19 protein-coding genes are annotated in these 16,814 nt (G+C 61.9%); 9 read left to right on the forward strand and 10 right to left on the reverse strand.

Annotation, left to right across the window (positions count from 1 at the left end):
• Positions 1 to 47 precede the first annotated feature (47 nt).
• Both JMN22_RS22130 and JMN22_RS22135 read right to left on the reverse strand, forming a co-directional pair.
• Positions 48 to 899 carry a PhzF family phenazine biosynthesis protein gene (locus tag JMN22_RS22130; protein ID WP_198798053.1) on the reverse strand — a complete coding sequence of 284 codons (852 nt, stop codon included), beginning with the start codon at positions 897 to 899 and terminating at the stop codon, positions 48 to 50.
• On the reverse strand, positions 896 to 1,594 hold the full coding sequence (locus JMN22_RS22135) for a glutathione binding-like protein (protein WP_198798052.1): 699 nt from the start codon (positions 1,592 to 1,594) through the stop codon (positions 896 to 898). The genes JMN22_RS22130 and JMN22_RS22135 overlap by 4 nt, the downstream gene beginning before the upstream one ends.
• Positions 1,595 to 1,885: 291 nt before the next feature.
• Between JMN22_RS22135 and JMN22_RS22140 the strand changes: the two genes are divergently transcribed.
• Positions 1,886 to 2,560: a hypothetical protein gene (locus tag JMN22_RS22140; protein ID WP_030140094.1), complete on the forward strand. Its 675-nt coding sequence runs from the start codon at positions 1,886 to 1,888 to the stop codon at positions 2,558 to 2,560.
• A 204-nt stretch (positions 2,561 to 2,764) separates the two neighbouring features.
• Here the strand turns inward: JMN22_RS22140 and mnmH are convergent, their stop codons facing one another.
• Both mnmH and selD read right to left on the reverse strand, forming a co-directional pair.
• Complete coding sequence (gene mnmH, locus JMN22_RS22145; RefSeq protein WP_030140093.1) at positions 2,765 to 3,868, reverse strand: tRNA 2-selenouridine(34) synthase MnmH; 1,104 nt, start codon at positions 3,866 to 3,868, stop codon at positions 2,765 to 2,767.
• Positions 3,868 to 4,902 (reverse strand): selenide, water dikinase SelD, encoded by a 1,035-nt coding sequence (gene selD, locus JMN22_RS22150; RefSeq protein ID WP_030140092.1) that lies wholly within the window; start codon positions 4,900 to 4,902, stop codon positions 3,868 to 3,870. The genes mnmH and selD overlap by 1 nt, the downstream gene beginning before the upstream one ends.
• A gap of 152 nt (positions 4,903 to 5,054) precedes the next feature.
• On the opposite strand from selD, the gene JMN22_RS22155 reads away from it, so the two are divergent.
• Positions 5,055 to 5,333 (forward strand): hypothetical protein, encoded by a 279-nt coding sequence (locus JMN22_RS22155; protein WP_030140091.1) that lies wholly within the window; start codon positions 5,055 to 5,057, stop codon positions 5,331 to 5,333.
• A 129-nt stretch (positions 5,334 to 5,462) separates the two neighbouring features.
• Complete coding sequence (locus tag JMN22_RS22160) at positions 5,463 to 6,050, forward strand: hypothetical protein (RefSeq protein WP_198798051.1); 588 nt, start codon at positions 5,463 to 5,465, stop codon at positions 6,048 to 6,050.
• Positions 6,051 to 6,173: 123 nt separating this feature from the next.
• Here the strand turns inward: JMN22_RS22160 and JMN22_RS22165 are convergent, their stop codons facing one another.
• From JMN22_RS22165 to JMN22_RS22180, 4 genes are all read right to left on the reverse strand, one after another.
• Complete coding sequence (locus JMN22_RS22165; RefSeq protein ID WP_030140089.1) at positions 6,174 to 6,890, reverse strand: alpha/beta hydrolase; 717 nt, start codon at positions 6,888 to 6,890, stop codon at positions 6,174 to 6,176.
• Positions 6,891 to 6,954: 64 nt separating this feature from the next.
• Entirely contained in the window at positions 6,955 to 8,067 is a 1,113-nt protein-coding gene (locus JMN22_RS22170) for a succinylglutamate desuccinylase/aspartoacylase family protein (protein ID WP_198798050.1), read from the reverse strand.
• Between the two features lie 104 nt (positions 8,068 to 8,171).
• Positions 8,172 to 8,951 (reverse strand): ABC transporter substrate-binding protein, encoded by a 780-nt coding sequence (locus tag JMN22_RS22175; protein WP_030140087.1) that lies wholly within the window; start codon positions 8,949 to 8,951, stop codon positions 8,172 to 8,174.
• 264 nt (positions 8,952 to 9,215) lie between these two features.
• Positions 9,216 to 9,650 carry a rhodanese-like domain-containing protein gene (locus JMN22_RS22180; protein WP_030140086.1) on the reverse strand — a complete coding sequence of 145 codons (435 nt, stop codon included), beginning with the start codon at positions 9,648 to 9,650 and terminating at the stop codon, positions 9,216 to 9,218.
• A 102-nt stretch (positions 9,651 to 9,752) separates the two neighbouring features.
• Between JMN22_RS22180 and ftrA the strand changes: the two genes are divergently transcribed.
• Entirely contained in the window at positions 9,753 to 10,712 is a 960-nt protein-coding gene (gene ftrA / locus JMN22_RS22185) for a transcriptional regulator FtrA (protein WP_030140085.1), read from the forward strand.
• 160 nt (positions 10,713 to 10,872) lie between these two features.
• Here the strand turns inward: ftrA and cobF are convergent, their stop codons facing one another.
• Complete coding sequence (gene cobF, locus JMN22_RS22190) at positions 10,873 to 11,628, reverse strand: precorrin-6A synthase (deacetylating) (protein WP_030140084.1); 756 nt, start codon at positions 11,626 to 11,628, stop codon at positions 10,873 to 10,875.
• The gene (locus JMN22_RS22195) at positions 11,629 to 12,192 is read right to left on the reverse strand and encodes a histidine phosphatase family protein (RefSeq protein WP_030140083.1); all 564 of its coding nucleotides are present in this window, start codon (positions 12,190 to 12,192) and stop codon (positions 11,629 to 11,631) included.
• A 295-nt stretch (positions 12,193 to 12,487) separates the two neighbouring features.
• Here JMN22_RS22195 and JMN22_RS22200 point away from each other — a divergent pair, with 295 nt between their 5' ends.
• The 5 genes from JMN22_RS22200 to JMN22_RS22220 all read left to right on the forward strand — a co-directional run bounded on the left by JMN22_RS22200 (position 12,488) and on the right by JMN22_RS22220 (position 16,686).
• Positions 12,488 to 12,691, forward strand: coding sequence for a hypothetical protein (locus tag JMN22_RS22200; RefSeq protein WP_030140082.1), 204 nt, complete (start codon positions 12,488 to 12,490; stop codon positions 12,689 to 12,691).
• Positions 12,684 to 13,436, forward strand: a complete 753-nt coding sequence (locus tag JMN22_RS22205) for an N-formylglutamate amidohydrolase (protein ID WP_198798049.1) — start codon at positions 12,684 to 12,686, stop codon at positions 13,434 to 13,436. Before JMN22_RS22200 ends, JMN22_RS22205 begins: the two co-directional genes overlap by 8 nt.
• Before the next feature lie 103 nt (positions 13,437 to 13,539).
• The gene (locus JMN22_RS22210) at positions 13,540 to 14,556 is read left to right on the forward strand and encodes an arginine N-succinyltransferase (RefSeq protein ID WP_198798048.1); all 1,017 of its coding nucleotides are present in this window, start codon (positions 13,540 to 13,542) and stop codon (positions 14,554 to 14,556) included.
• A 61-nt stretch (positions 14,557 to 14,617) separates the two neighbouring features.
• Positions 14,618 to 15,652, forward strand: a complete 1,035-nt coding sequence (gene astA / locus JMN22_RS22215; RefSeq protein WP_030140079.1) for an arginine N-succinyltransferase — start codon at positions 14,618 to 14,620, stop codon at positions 15,650 to 15,652.
• A gap of 164 nt (positions 15,653 to 15,816) precedes the next feature.
• Positions 15,817 to 16,686, forward strand: a complete 870-nt coding sequence (locus tag JMN22_RS22220) for an isocitrate lyase/PEP mutase family protein (protein WP_030140078.1) — start codon at positions 15,817 to 15,819, stop codon at positions 16,684 to 16,686.
• The last annotated feature ends 128 nt before the right edge of the window (positions 16,687 to 16,814 follow it).

The raw sequence follows: 16,814 nt of genomic DNA on the forward strand, positions 1-16,814 counted from the left end.
AAACATCGGCGGGAAAACAGAGTGTTACCGGCAAGGCAATAATCCGCTCAGAGCGTCAACACGCCATTGATGCAGGTCACCACGGCACCACCAATCCAGACCTCATCGCCGATCCGCTCGACATGAATCCGCCCGGCCCGCCCCATGGTCACGCCCTGGCTGACCACGTAGGCGCTGGGCGCCAAGCCCTTGCTCAGCATCCACTGGGCGAGCCCGGCATTCAGGCTACCGGTGGAGGGATCCTCCGGCATGCCATCGCCGGCGATGAACCCACGCACTTCGAATTGAGCGGCATCGCCATCCACCACCGGATCCCACGGCGCAACAACCCCTACGGCCAGGTCACGCAATTGGTAATAATCCGGCTTCAGCGTCAAGACTTGTTGGCGGTCCTTGAGCAGCAAGGCCAACCAACCGGCGCCGTTGTCGACCCACTGTGCGTCGACTATCGCCTCGGCTGGAAGCCCCAACCCCTTGCGCACTCGCTCCAGCACGTCGACTTCCAGCGGGCCGGACTTGAGCAAGGGCGGCGCCAGAAAGGCCAGGCCATAGTCGCTGCGGCGAATCCTGACGAGCCCGACACCGCATTCCTGCACGATTTCCTGCCCTTTCGGCACGCCCCCGGCTTCCAGCCACGCGTGGCAACTGCCCAGGGTCGGATGCCCGGCAAACGGCAATTCGGTCGAGGTGGTGAAGATGCGCACCCGGTAATCGGCTTCCGGGTGCTGCGGCGCCAGCACGAACGTGGTCTCACTGAGGTTGGTCCAGTTGGCGAAAGTCGCCATGCGTTCTTCGCTGATCCCATCGGCCCCCAGCACCACCGCCAGCGGATTCCCCTTGAGCGACGCTTCGCTGAACACGTCCAGCTGCTTGAAATCGAATCGACGCGTCGTCGTCATTCTGGAATCTTCAGGCCGCGAGCCACTGCCGGTCGCGCCAGGAAGCGCTCCAGCACCCGTGTCACGTTGGGAAAGTCCTGGATGCCCACCAGATCACCCGCCTCGTAGAACCCGATCAAATTGCGCACCCACGGGAACGTGGCGATATCAGCGATGGTGTAGCGCTCACCCATGATCCAGTCCCGGCCCTGGAGTCGGCCGTCGAGCACCTTGAGCAGGCGTTTGCTTTCTTCGACATAACGGTCGCGCGGACGCTTGTCTTCGTAATCCTTGCCGGCGAATTTGTTGAAGAACCCCAACTGCCCGAACATCGGCCCGATCCCGCCCATCTGGAACATCAGCCACTGGATCGTTTCGTAGCGCGCCGCCGATTCCTGGGCCAGCAGTTGACCGCTCTTGTCCGCCAGGTAAATCAGGATCGCCCCCGATTCGAACAACGCCAGCGGCTGATCCCCCGGCCCATGGGGGTCGAGAATCGCCGGGATCTTGTTGTTGGGGTTCAGCGACAGGAACTCAGGCGACAACTGGTCATTGTTACCGAAGTCGACTTTATGTGGCTCGTAGGGCAGGCCGGTCTCTTCGAGCATGATCGAGACTTTAACCCCATTGGGGGTTGGCAACGAGTAGAGCTGAATCCACTCAGGGTACTGGGCCGGCCATTTTTGAGTGATGGGGAACGGGGTCAGGTTGGGCATGAAATGGGTTCCAAGTATCAGTCAGAAAGCTGAAGCATAAATCAGCTGATCGGCTTTTGGCCGTCGCCCTTCTTAAATCCGCAACATCCTGTCGCTAACATTCGCTTCAGTCTCTGGCGGGATGCCGTTACAACACAGCGCACCGGCCAGGATCGAACCAACGGGCGGAAAGGGACTCAGAGAACTGCCCCGAGGAATCGAAGCGGCGTAACGACAAGGAAAACACCCAAGCCCTCAGGCTTCGTGGTGCCGGGGTTTGTCAGCCTGAATCGAAACCGAAGACGCCATTCAATGATCAAGCCAGAGAAATTCGCCCGTTACCTCAAAAGCCGTTCGTGGCTGATGCTGCCGACGCTGCTGGTGTCCTGTGGACTGGTGTTGTCGCTGGAATCCAGCGTGAGCCGCGCCCAGCCAGTCGATGGCGTGCAGACCCTGGTGTTCCTGCGCCACGCCGAGAAACCCGCCGGAGGCCTGGGCCAGCTCAATTGCCAAGGGCTCAATCGCGCCATCGACCTGGCGACCTTGCTGCCGGAAAAATTCGGCAAGGCCGACTACGTATTCGCCGCCAACCCTACCCGGAATGTCGAAGAAGGTGAGCTGGACAATTCCTACAGCTACATCCGCCCGCTGATGACCATCAGTCCCAGCGCCATCAAGCTGGGCCTGCCGGTGAACATCGAATATTCGGCCAACGACACCAGCGACCTGGCCGATGAATTACTGCATGACAAATACCACAACGCCACCATCTATACCGCCTGGTCCCACGGCTACTTGCCGGAACTGATCAACAAGGTCGCGGGCGAAGCGGTGGGCAAGCGGCTCAAGATCACCGATGACTGGGCGTCGAGCGATTTCGATTCGCTGTACGTGCTGACACTGACCTGGCACAACGGCAAGGCCAGCCTGACCAGCCAGAGCTACAAGCAAGGGCTGGATAACGGGCAGGAGACGTGCCCGACCTAAACCGCCAACTCGATGTGTCGACGAACCCTGACTGTGGGAGCGGGGGGGGGGGGGGGGGGGGGGGGGGGGGGGGGGGGGGGGGTGGAGGGGGGGGGGGGGGGGGGGGGGCGCCCCCCCCCCCCCCCCCCCCGCCCCCCCGCCGCCCCCCCCCCCCCCCCCCCCCGCTCCCACAATGCTTCGGTGCCCTTGCTAAAGAGTACTGCCTCATCCGCCTCGAGCGGCGCGCTCAGTCAGATATTCCAACACCGCCAGCCGCTCCCCGGCGAACTCGATCCGCCCGCCCTTCTTCTCCCGCTGGAACACGTACATCGGGTCGTAGTATTCGCGCAGCAGGCCTTCGATCCAGCCGCGATGCAAATCGACGGCACCCGTGCTGGCCTGCTCGCCCAGGGCGGCTTCCATGATGTCCATCAATCGCCGATGACGGTCGCCACCCAGGCGCCTGTGAATGTTGCCGAGACTCGACAGCAGTCGCTCGGAAAACAAAGCGAAACCTTCGTCGCCATGCACGTTGATGAACTCGGCGCACAGGTTGATCACGTAGTCCTGCAGGATTCGCTCGACCCGCCGCTCAAGGCTGTCTTCCAGCCAGACCATCGGCACCTGCTGCATGCGCTGGTACAACGGCAGCGGGACGGCGCAACTGCCCACCATCCGACTTTCGTCTTCCAGCACGAACTGCTCGATGCCGGCGGCGCGCTTTTTCAGCACATCCACTGCCAGCAGGTTCTCGAAATCGATGTTGGACGGCTGTCCGGTGGCACGCTTGCCAAAGCTCGAACCGCGATGGTTGGCGCAACCCTCCAGGTCAAGCGCATTGGGCAGTTGCGCCAGCACTTCAGTCTTGCCCGTGCCGGTCATGCCACCCAGCAAGACCAGGTCGCACTGGGTTGCGGCCTGCTCGACGGTTTCGAGCAAAAAGGTACGCATGGCCTTGTAGCCGCCGCCGACACGGGGGTAGTCAATACCGGCTTCGTCCTTGAGCCATTGCTGGACAATTTGCGAGCGCAAGCCGCCACGGAAGCAATAGAGCAACCCGTCCGGATGAGACCGGGCGAAGTCGGCCCAGGCCTGGATGCGCTGGGCCTTGGTTTCACCGGAGACCAGCTGATGCCCCAGGACAATGGCGGCCTGCTGTCCTTGCTGTTTGTAACAGGTGCCAACCCGTTGCCGTTCGATGTCGGTCATCAGCGGCAGGTTGACCACACCGGGGAATGCACCCTTGACGAACTCGACGGGCGCACGGGTATCCATCATCGGACGATCGTTAAGGAAGATATCGCGGTAATCGGTAATGTCGTTGGGCATCAAGACACCTCGACCGCGTGGGTCTGTCGCTCGACCAATTCGCCAATCGGTTCCAGTGCAAGGCCCAGCTCGGCGGCGACCTGCAGGAATTCGCCTTCACCTTCTGGCGTGACGGCAATCAGCAGGCCGCCGCTGGTCTGCGGGTCGCACAGCACGCGCTTGTGCAACTCCTGGACACGGCCGACCTTGCTCGCGTAACTGTCATAGTTGCGCAACGTGCCGCCCGGTACACAGCCCAGGTCCAGGTAATACTCGACGCCCGGCAAGCGCGGCACCGCGTCATAACGGATGCGCGCGGTGAGCTGGCTGCCATCGGCCATCTCCACCAAGTGCCCGAGCAAGCCGAAGCCCGTGACATCGGTCATCGCGGCCACGCCGTCGAGCTTGCCGAAACGGCTGCCGGGCTTGTTGAGCGTGCACATCCAATCGCGGGCCAGGCCCACGTCGGCGGCGCGCAGCTTGCCTTTCTTTTCCGCCGTGGTGAGGATGCCGATGCCCAGGGGTTTGGTCAGGTACAGGCGACACCCGGCGACAGCGGTATCGTTGCGTTTCATATGGCGCTTCTGCACGAGCCCCGTCACTGCCAGGCCGAAAATCGGCTCTGGCGCATCGATCGAGTGCCCACCCGCCAAGGGAATGCCCGCCTCATCGCACACCGAGCGACCACCGCGGATCACCTCCCGGGCGACTTCCGGGGCCAGGACGTTGACCGGCCAGCCGAGGATCGCAATCGCCATCAGCGGATCGCCGCCCATGGCGTAGATATCGCTGATGGCGTTGGTGGCGGCGATGCGGCCGAAGTCGAACGGATCGTCGACGATCGGCATGAAGAAGTCGGTGGTCGAGACCACCCCGCGCTCCTCGTCGATGGCGTAGACCGCCGCATCGTCCCGGGAGGCATTGCCCACCCAAAGCTTGGGGTCAAGATTCTGCGCGCCGCTGCCGGCCAGGATCACTTCCAGCACCTGGGGCGAAATCTTGCAGCCGCAACCGGCACCGTGGCTGTACTGGGTCAGGCGAATCGGCTCGCTCATGGGCATACCTCTCGTAAGTCAAGGTGGGGGATTCTACCAGCAACCCCCACCGTCCACCGCCAATCGCGATCATTCGCGGCGCATCCGACGGAATTTTTCCGCCGTGGGAAGACTCACTTGAACAATAGCCGAGCCCCCACAGGAGATTGCCGATGGACCCAAAACCCGCCGCAAACAATCATCTTGATTACGGTCTCGACACGCTGTTCGGCCGCGAGACCAAAAGCGTCGACTGCCAATTCGAGGTCAAGCGTCTCGACGATGGCGAGCCGCCGTGGTTTGCCCTGCATGTACGCCCGCCGCTGCCCGAAGACCTGGCGAAAGCCCAGATCGTGGTGTTCCGCGCCGAAGGCCGGCGCATCAGCGGCATCGTCCGGCGTACCGAGCGCCTGGCCGACGACAGCCTGCAACTGGACGTCGAACCGGACTGAGCCGCCCCGGCCGGCGTCCCTAGCCATCACGGAGTGCGTTCGCGCTTGCATTTGATCAGCGCAGTGGAGTCCGGGGCGACGACCATGGGATGATCGGTCCTCAAGCACGACCACCCGTGGAGCATTTGAATGTCATCGCTGAGTCAAAACGCCGCCGCCCTGCTGCTGACGGCCATCGCCAGCCTCGTCGCATTGCCTGCGCTGGCTGCCCAGCCCAAGGCCGTGGCGCAAGCGCCCGTCCAGAAGATCTCGATGTTGGGCGGCAAATTCAGCTTCAGCCTGCCCAAGGGCTTCACGGCGACGCCCTTGTCCGCCGGGGATGTGGCGCAGGGGACCGCCGGGGCCGCCGGTACGATGTACAGCAATGCCTCCACCAGAACGGTGGTGATCACGGCCGAAAACACCTTGGTCGACGGGGCGAATGTGAAGGACAACGACACCGCCTTCCTGGATACCACCTTCGCCAACTTCGCCGTCCAGAAAACCAAGGCCCTACCGGATGCCAAGATCCTCGGCGAACAGAGCCTGACCCAGAAAACCACGGGCCTGGGCCTGCGTCAGCTCGATACCAAGGCCACGCAGGGTGGCGGGCCAACGTTGGATACCACGTTGATCGGCGCTTCCGGCACGCGCATGGCCGTGGTGCAGATCATTTCCAGGGCCAGCGACCAGGCCGGTCATGAAGCGCTGGTGAAGCAGATCGCCAGCGGCAAGTGATGATTTGCCGCGGTTTTGTGGGAGCGAGCCTGCTCGCGAAGGCGGCGGCACATTCAGCATCGACTCCGGCTGAACCACCGCTTTCGCGAGCAAGCCCGCTCCCACAGGGATCCGGGGTGCATATCAGGGATTGAGGCGCTCCAGCCAGGCCCGCAGATCCTTCACTTCCTGCGCACTGATGCTGTGGCCGAGGCCTGGATAGGCATGGAATTCCGGCTCCAGGGCCAGGGTCTTGAGGAATGTGTCGGCGTCGGTGCCGTCACGGTAGGGAATGATCGGATCCACTGTTCCGTGACCGATGAACACCGCGAGCGCCCGCCGCGATTCATCGGGGGTCAGTTCGGCCCGCAGCACCGGCAGGACCCGCCCGCCCATCGCGGCAATACCGCCAACGGCTTCGGGGTGTCGCAAGGCGACTTCGTAGCTCATCATCGCCCCCTGGCTGAACCCCACCAGGTAGACGTTGCTCGCATCAGTCGGGTATTTGGCCCGGGCCTTGTCGATGAACTCCAGCAGCATCTGGCCGCTGGCCTTCAGGTCGGATGTGTCACCGTCGTACGCACCCTCGCCCTTTTTCGCAAACCACTGGTAGTGCCCCGGCTCCATAGCCTTGGGCGCCCGCACCGATAGGTAGTTGTAGTGCTCGGGCAGTTCGTCCGCAAGCCTGAGCAGGTCCTCTTCGTTGCTGCCCGACCCGTGCAGGAAAATCACCAGCGGTCGGTTCCCGGCCTTTTCGTCAGCGCGGGCCAGGTAGTTGAGTGGCAAGTCGGTATGCAGCGAAGGTTGAGCCTGCACGCCGACGGATACCAGCAGCAGAAACAGGGCGAACGCTTTGAGCATCAGTCTTCCTCCATCATTGGATAGCCGCACGGCAACGACCGTGCGGTGAGGTAGACCGCACTCATCAGTCGTTGATCAATTTCCCCGCCCGAATCGGCTCGCGCCCGGCGACTTTCGCCTGCCAGATGCCCGGCTGGGTGTAGCGTCCGCGATCCAGTGCGAACAATACCCCGCACGTGCCGGCAGGAACAACGGTGACCCGGTCATTCAACGGATCGACCACTTCGAACAGTGGATCGCCCCGCTCCACCCATTCGCCCGCTTCGCGCAAAAAGCTGACCACGCCATGGTGCGGCGCGAACAGGTACTCGGTGCCTTCGAATGGAAAACCTTCGCAGCACGCTTGCGGCGCGGCCGGCCAGTCACCGCCGATAAAGCCCTGTTCCGCCAGGAACCCGAGGATGGCTTCGCAATTGGCTTGGGCCTGCTCCACCCGGGTGTCGCCCATGCTGCCGAGTTCCAGCGTCGTCGCCAGGTTGGCCGGTGGAATCGCTGCTTGCGGAAAAATCTTCGCCAGGCGCAACCACGGCGTCGAGCAAGACTCATCGAACGAACTGCCGCCGGAATCTTCACACAGCAACGCCACGCCAGCCTTCAACCGCGCGGCCAATGAGCGCCATTGCGGCCACTGTTGCGGCAAGGCGTACAAGTGGATCGCAGCCTCGAAATCACAGTGCAGGTCCAGGGTGACATCGGCGTCGCAAGCGTGGCGCAGTAACAGCCGATGCAAGGCTTCGAGCTGAGACGGGGGCGGCGGGAGATCATCCAGCACCTCGATCATGGTCTGGCGAATCAAGGTGATATTCGCGGCCGGGTCATCCCCGAGGCGTTCACCGACGCGCTGCGCCACCGGGGCACTGAGTTCAACGAAGGATCGGTTGAAGTTCTTGCCACTGCCCAGTTCGAAACGCCCCATGTGGGCGCTTTGCAGGTGCTGGTCCAGGCCGATCGGATTGGCCACCGGCACGAGTTCGATCACGCCCTTGAGCAGGCCTTGGGCTTCAAGCGTGTTGAGGCGTTGTTTCAATTCCCATGCCGTGCGCATGCCGGGTAATTCATCGGCGTGCAGGCTGGCCTGGATATACGCCTTGCGCGGGCCGTGGCCGTAACAAAACACGCTGAGCGAACGTTCCGTGCCCAGGTGGCTCCAGGGCAAGGTATGGTCGATGCGTTGCATAGGCTCTCCAGATATCGGTTTCTCGACAGGCGCAGGGTAAGACAATCGCCCATGAAAAAGGTGGCCGGCCGGGTCAGCGGCGGGCCACCTGGTGACGTCAGCGATTAATGCCCGTAGACGTCAAAGGCAAAGTATTTGTCTTGGACTTTCTTGTACGTGCCATTGGCGCGGATTTCGGTGATGGCAGCGTTGAATTTCTCGGCAAGCGCCTGGTCGCCCTTGCGCACCGCGATACCGGCGCCGCCGCCGAAGTATTTCGCGTCTTCATAGGTCGGCCCCACGAAGGCAAAGCCTTTGCCGGCGTCGGTCTTCAGGAAGCCTTCGTCAAGGGTGACGGAGTCGGCCAGCGTCGCGTCGAGGCGACCGGAAACCATGTCCAGGTTGGCCTCCTGCTGGGAGCCGTAGCGCACCAGGTCGATCCCCGCTGGCACCAGCACCTCGGTTGCGAAGCGATCATGGGTGCTGGCGCGCAGCACACCGACTTTCTTGCCCTTGAGCTCGGTCAGCGGGTCCTTGACGTCGGAGCCTTGCTTCATCACGAAACGCGCCGGGGTGTGGTAGTACTTGATGGTGAAGTCGACGTTTTTCTTGCGATCGTCGGTGATGGTCATGGACGACAGGATCGCGTCGATTTTCTTGACCTTCAGCGCCGGGATCAGGCCGTCGAATTCCTGCTCGACCCACGTGCACTTGACCTTCATCTGTGCGCACAGCGCGTCGCCGATGTCCACATCGAAACCGGCCAACTTGCCATCAGGGGTTTTCATCGAAAACGGCGGATAACCCGCCTCGATCCCGAGACGGATCGGCTTGGCGTCTTCGGCCACGGCCGAGAATGACAATACGGACAGTGCGAGGGCACCGAACATGGCTAGCTTCTTCATTTTTGCTCCTGAGTGCGCAGGTATTTATTGATCGTTATAGGCAGAATCGGAAACAGCGTTCGGTCGATGAAAACCGAAGTGGCCCGGAGTCTAGAGATGCACCCAGGAGGGAAATTACGTCGAAGCGACAAATAGTTATAGAAATACTGCCTGGGAGCTGCGTAGAGCTGCCGAGTGAAACGAGGCTGCGATCTTTTCAAAAGATCAAAGATCAAAAGATCGCAGGCTTCGCCAGCTCCTACAGGGCCCAGCGGGAGCAAGCTTTCAGCAATCGCAGCTGATCGCCTTTTCCGCCACGCGCTCGACGGAACCGGTCAGGCGAAAACCCTCATCAAGCCAGCCCATGACCCCGCCGATCATTTCCTTGACCGGGTAACCCAGCGTTGCCAGGCGCACCGCGGCCTTGTTCGCACCGTTGCAATGCGGGCCGGCGCAATACACCACGAACAGCGTGGCCTTGGGGTACGCCGCCAACGCCTCGGCGGTGAGGGTCCGGGTTGGGAGATTGATCGCCCCTGGCACATGCCCGCGTTCGTAAGCCAGCGGTCCGCGCACGTCCACCAGGACAAAATCGATGGTGCCCGCCTCTTGGCTGGCATGCACATCGGAACAATCGGTTTCGAACATCAGGCGACGGCTGAAATGCTGCAGGGCGAGGTCGGATGGGGCAGCAGGCACTTCACTAACAAGACTGGTCATGCGTGGTTACTCCGGGACAAATGAAGACTGGAACAGACTTTATCCCCCCGACGCTAACCGCTACAGTGGCGCACAAGACACTCTGTGGGAATTTTCCGCCAAATGCAGCCTGCTCCCGGCCTGGTCGCCATCCTCGCGTATGACGGCTTGTGCACATTCGAATTCGGTGTCGCCGTGGAAATCTTCGGATTGGCCCGGCCCGAGTTCGATTTCCCCTGGTATGAGCACCGCATCGTCGCCGTCGACGACGGTCCGATGCGCGCCATGGGCGGCTTCCAAGTCCTGGCCGATGGCGGCATGGAGCTGCTCGACACCGCCCGGACCATCATCGTGCCAGGCTGGCGCAGCCGCAGCGAACCGCCCTCCGATGCCCTGCTCCTCGTCCTGCGCCGTGCCCACGCCCGCGGTGCCCGCTTGCTGTCGATCTGCTCCGGGGCGTTCGTCCTGGCGGCCACTGGACTGCTCGATGGCTTGGCGGCAACGACGCACTGGCGCTACACCGACGAACTGGCGCAAGGCTATCCTGCCATTCGGGTCGACCCGGATGTGCTCTATGTCGACTCGGGCCAGCTCATTACTTCCGCTGGCAGCGCCGCGGGCATCGATGCGTGCCTGCACCTGGTAGCCCGGGACTTCGGTGCCCAGGTCGCCAATGCCGTGGCGCGTCGGCTGGTCATGCCGACACAACGCACCGGCGGCCAGGCACAATTCATCCCCTCACCGGTCAGCCGCACGCCACGCGGTGATTTGTCCAGCGTCATGCAGTGGGCCCGCGAGCATCTCCACGAACCGCTGGGCGTGCGCGAATTGGCGAGCCGCGCGGCGATGAGCGAACGGACCTTCCTGCGCCGCTTCACCCAAGCCTGCGGTGTATCGCCCAAGGCCTGGCTGCAACATGAACGCTTGGCCCGGGCCCGGGAACTGTTGGAAAGCACCGCAGACAACACCGACAACATCGCCCAGCTATGTGGCTATCGTTCGGTGGAAAGTTTTCGCGTAGCGTTCCGCAGCGTGGTAGGCGTGGCGCCATCGGTGTATCGGGAGCGGTTTGGCCGGGGCTGAAGATGCGCCGCGTCCAAGGCCATACCTTTGTGGCGAGGGAGCTTGCTCCCGCTCAACTGCGAAGCAGGCGCAAGATTAAGCGTATGACTGTCAGATGTCGGGGTCGCTGCGCAACCCAGCGGGAGCAAGCTCCCTCGCCACGGTTGGATCGAATCTGCAATCAACGCCTGCGCAGCAGGTATGTGTCCATGATCCAGCCATGCTCTTCTCGCGCCGCCTTACGCGTGCGCTCGATATCGTCGGCCACGTCGCCCAACCGCCCGGCGATCAGCCGTTCATCTGGCGTTCCCACATAGGCGCCCCAATAGATCCGCGTATCGGGATCGCTCACGCACTGGTAGGCATCCCCGGCATCAAGCATCACCACGACGCTTGCCGCGTCGCCCACCTGCCCCGCCGCCAACCGACGTCCGGTGGTGATCTCCAGCGAACCGCCAATCGTGTTCAACGGCACTTTATGCTTCGCCGCAAGGGCCTGGACGCTGGTGATGCCGGGGATCACATCGAATTCGAAGGCACAGCGTCCCGCGTCGAGGATCGCCTGCAGGATGCGCAAGGTGCTGTCGTACAACGACGGATCGCCCCACACCAGGAAACCGCCATGCTGCCCGTCAGATAACTCTTCATCGATCAACCTTTCGAAGGTGGTCTGCTTCGCACGGTTCAATGCTTCGACGCTCGCTGTGTAGTCCGTGTCGTCGCGTTGGCGCTCTGGACTGTAGGCTTCGACGAAACGGTAGGTACGACCGATGATGTAGCGTTGACAGATTTCGCGGCGCAGATCCAGCAGCATCTCCTTGGCGGGCCCCTTGTCCATGAGAAAAAACACATCCACCTGGTTCAAGGCCTTCACCGCCTGCATCGTCAGGTGATCCGGGTCACCGGCGCCGATGCCTATCACTGATAATTTCTTCACTTACGCTGGCTCCTGTAGGCGCAATCGCCAGACTTCGTTGAAGCGCAGGTCGACGACGCCCAGCGGTTCGATGTCGATCCGGTTGAGCGTGGCCATGGGACAACCCAGCACATTCACCAGCGCGGCGCGAATCACGAACGGATGGGTCACTGCCAGGTAGTGGCCCGGTGTGTTTTCCAGGGTTGCCAGCCAATCACCGACGCGGCGGCACAGCCGGGAGACCGACTCACCCCCATGGGGTGCGGCATCCGGGTCGTCGCGCCAGGCTTGAAGCAGTTGCGGTTCGGTCTTGAGCAATTCATCAACGGACAATCCGCGCCACTGGCCAAAATCACAATCGGCCAGGGCCTGGATCGTCTGCGGCTCGTCCCCCAGCAGCGCGGCCGTCTGACGTGCCCGCAGCTCCGGCCCGCATAGCAGATGGCGGACGTTGCGGTACTCACGCCCGATGCCAGGGCGCTTCGCCAGCCAGCCGGTATCCAAGGGTTCATCCAAACCGAAACGCGCGGCTTTCTGGGCGGCGGTGCGGCCGTGGCACATCAGGGTCAGGCGAGTGGCTTGCACGCGGGATACTCGGTTTGGCGAAGAGTCATGGCAGGAACAATCCCTGATTTTCTTGTACAGCACCTTATATGAAATCAAATAACCGAGACAAAAAGGCGTAATTTCCGACACTGAAAAAGGCTATGCCTGACATATGACGACGCTCCAGCCAAACCCTTGTCCTACAAGGCTTCTGTAGATACTTTCTGGCTTTTTAAACGGAACGTAAAAACCTCTGGACACGTAGCACCTGCTGCCCAAATACTATTTTGAGCGTTATGAAAGAATTCGACACTCATCCAGGCAAGGAGCACGGATGCCTCTCTCCAGAGACCAGATCACCGATCCATGCCTGGTTTTGACGCCATCGGAACGCCAGGTCATGGGACCGCCGCGCGATCAGGCTGTACTCGAAGCCTTGCCCGGCCTGTTGGCTGGGACCTGGTTCGCCTTTAACGCCCGGAAATTGGCCTCGACCCAGACGCTGTCATTTGCCGAGCCTTGTAAACACTATGCGTGAATCCATTGAATGTGCTGAGGCGGGTCTGTACACCAAGCCTGCTTTCCGATTGCTGCGGGAAGATTCCGATCATCCGTTGCTGCTGGTGTGCGAACACGCCAGCCGCTTCATCCCAAGCGCGCTGAATGACCTCGGCCTGGATGAAACGGCCGCCCAGGAACATATTGCCTGGGATATCGGCGCCCTGGCCCTGGCTGAACGGCTGTCCGAAACCCTCGGCGCAACGTTGCTGTCCGCCAACTACTCGCGGCTGTTGATCGACCTGAATCGTCCACTTCACGTCGCCGACAGCATCCCGGCCCAAAGTGAGATTTATAAGATTCCCGGCAACCAGTCCCTGGACGACGCTACGCGCGAATACCGGCAGCGGTGCCTCTTTCATCCATTTCATGATCAGTTAAAGGCGTTGATCGACCAGCGCCTGGCGGATAAGCGGACCGTGCGGGTAGTGGGCATTCACAGTTTCACACCGGTGTTCTACGGCCAACCGCGTGCCCTCGAGGCCGGGGTGCTGTTTGGCGACGCCGGGGAATATGCCCGGCGCATCGTCGAAGGGTTGGGGCGACATTCGCTGCGGGCCGCCGGTAATCAACCTTACAAAGTCAGCCCCCTGAGTGACATGACAGTACCGGTACACGGCGACGGACGCGGCCTCGATTCGGTATTGATCGAAGTGCGCAATGACCTGCTGCGCAGTCCCGAATCGATACGGACTTGGAGCGCCTATCTCGCACCGCTCCTATGACGCGACGGTGATCAATCAGTTTTCAGCTTCAACGCGTGGACATCGACAGTGATCGTCAAGCCCGGTGTAGATCATCGGGTTCTCTGGAACAGGAGTGCAATCCATGCTGGCCTTACGTCCAGTTCAGTTATCCGATTTGCCGCAACTGCAGCAACTGGCCCGCGACAGCCTGGTGGGTGTCACTTCGCTTCCAGACGACACGGATCGCCTGCGGGAGAAAATCCTCGGCTCGTGTGCCTCGTTCGAAGCGGACGTGCAGGCGCCGGGCGGGGAAAACTATTTCTTTGTCTTGCAGAACCTCGCGTCCGGCCACTTGGTGGGTTGTTCGGAGATCATCGCCAGCACCGGTTGCACCGAACCGTTCTTCAGCCTTCGCCACCGACCATTTTCCAGCGAGTCCCGGGAACTGAACATCCACCACGGCGTGCCGGCGCTGTCGTTGTGCCAGGACCTCAGCGGCCAGACATTGCTGCGCGGTTTCCACATCGACGCGACTCGCGTGCGCACCCCGGAATCGGAGTTGCTGTCCCGGGCGCGGTTGATGTTCATTGGCGCTCATCCCCGGCGCTTTGCCGAATCGGTCATTACGGAAATCGTCGGTTTCAGCAGTGAAGACGGCCGCTCTCCGTTCTGGGACGCCATCGGCCAGCACTTCTTCGACCTGCCCTACACCGAAGCCGAACGCCTGTGCGGCCTGCAGAGCCGCACCTTTCTCGCTGAATTAATGCCGCAGTATCCGATTTATGTGCCGATGTTGCCGGAGGCGGCCCAGGCCTGCATCGGTCGGGTGCACCCCGACGGCCAGGAGGCGTTCGACATACTCGAGCGCGAGGGTTTCGAAACCAACAGCTATGTGGACCTCTTCGACGGTGGGCCGACGTTGCACGGTCGAACCACGAACATTCGCTCGATCGTCCAAAGTCGCTCGGTCATCACCCGGGAAAGCCGAGTAATCGATGCCCGTGGGCGGTATCTGGTGAGCAACGATGGCCTCGCGGGTTATCGGGCCATCATCGCCGACCTGGACGTCAGCGGCGAGGGCCCGGTGGCACTGCACCCTGACATGCTGGTGGCGCTGGGAATCACCGAGGGTGAGCGGATCCGAGTGGTGAGCCTGTGAGATCGATCGAATTGCATGCCGCCCCTCGACACCGCGCCGGGCATGAAGAAGGAGCCGCTTCATGATCGTCCGTCCCGTCGCCCTGACAGACCTGCCTGCGTTACTGGACCTGGCCCGCTGCGCCGGCCCGGGCTTCACCAGCTTGCCGGCCAACGAGGAGCGCCTGGCGCATCGCCTGCGCTGGGCCCAGCGTACCTTCGCCGGACAGGTCGAACGGGCTGATGCCGACTACCTGTTTGTGCTCGAGGACGATGATCGGCAAGTGGTGGGCATCAGCGCGCTGACCGGGGCCGTCGGGGTTCGTGAACCCTGGTACAACTATCGCGTCGGCGTGACGGTCAGTTCAGCGCCTGAACTGGGCATCCAGCGGCAGATCCCGACATTGTTCCTCAACAATGAAATGACCGGGCAATCGGAAATCTGCTCGTTGTTCCTGCGGCCCGAGCAGCGTCGGGGCCATAACGGCCGGCTGCTGTCCTTGGCGCGCTTGTTGTTCGTCGCCGAGTTCCCCAGCCTGTTTGGCGAAAAGCTGATTGCCGAACTGCGCGGCCACGCCGATGCACAGGGCCGCTCGCCTTTTTGGGACAGCCTGGGAAGGCACTTCTTCCAGAAGGATTTCAGCTACGCCGATCAGCTATCCGGCATGGGTAACAAATCATTCATCGCCGAATTGATGCCGCGTCAGCCGCTGTATACCTGCCTGCTCACCGAACAAGCCCAGGCCGTGATTGGCAAGGCTCATCCCAACACCGAACCGGCCTTGAAAATCCTCAGTGCCGAGGGTTTCGCCCATAAGGGATACATTGATATTTTCGACGGCGGCCCGGTGGTCGAGGCGCCGGTGTCGAAGATCCGTAGCGTGCGCGACAGCCAGCCGCTGACGCTGGCGATCGGTACACCGGACGAACAGGCCCCGACCTGGCTGATTCATAACCGACGCCTGGAAAACTGCCGCGTCACCAGCGCCCGCGCCCATCAACACGGCCATAGCCTGCTCGTCGACCGCGTCACCGCCAAACGCCTGCAAGTGCAGCCGGGCGACACCGTACGCGCCGTGACATTGCCCTGGCAGGGACAACGAGCGGTTGCAGCGTAAGCGGCGTGTTACAGGCTTCCCAGCCGGCGGGCTCTGGCCTGATGCCATAACGGCATCGCCTATACACATTCGTCATCATCTCTGCGCTTGCCACGTGATAGCCTTTGGATCTTTCGGCGTTGACACTTTTGCTCAAGCCTTTCCATTCCATTGGTGGATCTCATATGTCCAGGCTTTCCCATCAAGATTTGCGTCGCAGCTTTCGCCAATTGCTGGCTTCCAAGACCTGCTATCACACCGCCTCGGTGTTTGATCCGATGTCGGCGCGCATCGCCGCTGACCTGGGTTTCGAAGTGGGCATCCTGGGGGGCTCGGTGGCGTCGTTGCAGGTATTGGGCGCGCCGGACTTCGCATTGATCACCCTCAGTGAATTTGCCGAGCAGGCGACTCGCATTGGCCGCGTGGCCCAGTTGCCGTTCATTGCCGACGCCGACCATGGCTACGGCAACGCACTGAACGTGATGCGTACCATCATCGAACTCGAGCGCGCTGGCGTGGCTGCGCTGACTATCGAAGACACCTTGCTGCCAGCCCAGTTTGGCCGCAAATCCACCGACCTGATCAGCGTGGCCGAAGGCGTCGGCAAGATCCGCGCGGCATTGGAGGCACGGGTCGATTCGGAAATGGCGATCATTGCCCGCACCAATGCCGGGATCCTGCCGGTCCAGGAAATCATCAGCCGCACCCGGCAATACGAACGGGCCGGCGCGGACGGGATCTGCATGGTGGGCGTGCAAGACTTCGAGCATTTGGAGCAGATCAGCGAAAACCTGAACGTCCCCTTGATGCTCGTGACCTATGGCAATCCGTTGCTGCGGGATGATAAACGCCTGGCCGAACTGGGCGTTCGCGTCACGATCGATGGCCACGGCGCCTATTTTGCCGCGATCAAGGCCACCTATGACAGCCTGCGGGAGCAGCGTCAGATCTTTACCCAGGCATCAGACCTGAGCGCCACCGAACTGACCCACACCTACACCCAGCCCGAGGAATATATCCGTTGGGCCGAGGAATACATGAGCGTCAAGGAGTGAACTGACGACCACGGGCTTCGCAACGAAGCCCTGTCGGATGTACCCCTGTGGGAGCGGGGGGGGGGGGGCGGGGGGGGGGGGGCCCCCCCCGGTGGTTTTAGATAAAACCCACACACCAAGCACACCCC

It is taken from the genome of Pseudomonas sp. HB05 (assembly GCF_016756915.1).
GTDB classification, from domain to species: domain Bacteria; phylum Pseudomonadota; class Gammaproteobacteria; order Pseudomonadales; family Pseudomonadaceae; genus Aquipseudomonas; species Aquipseudomonas alvandae.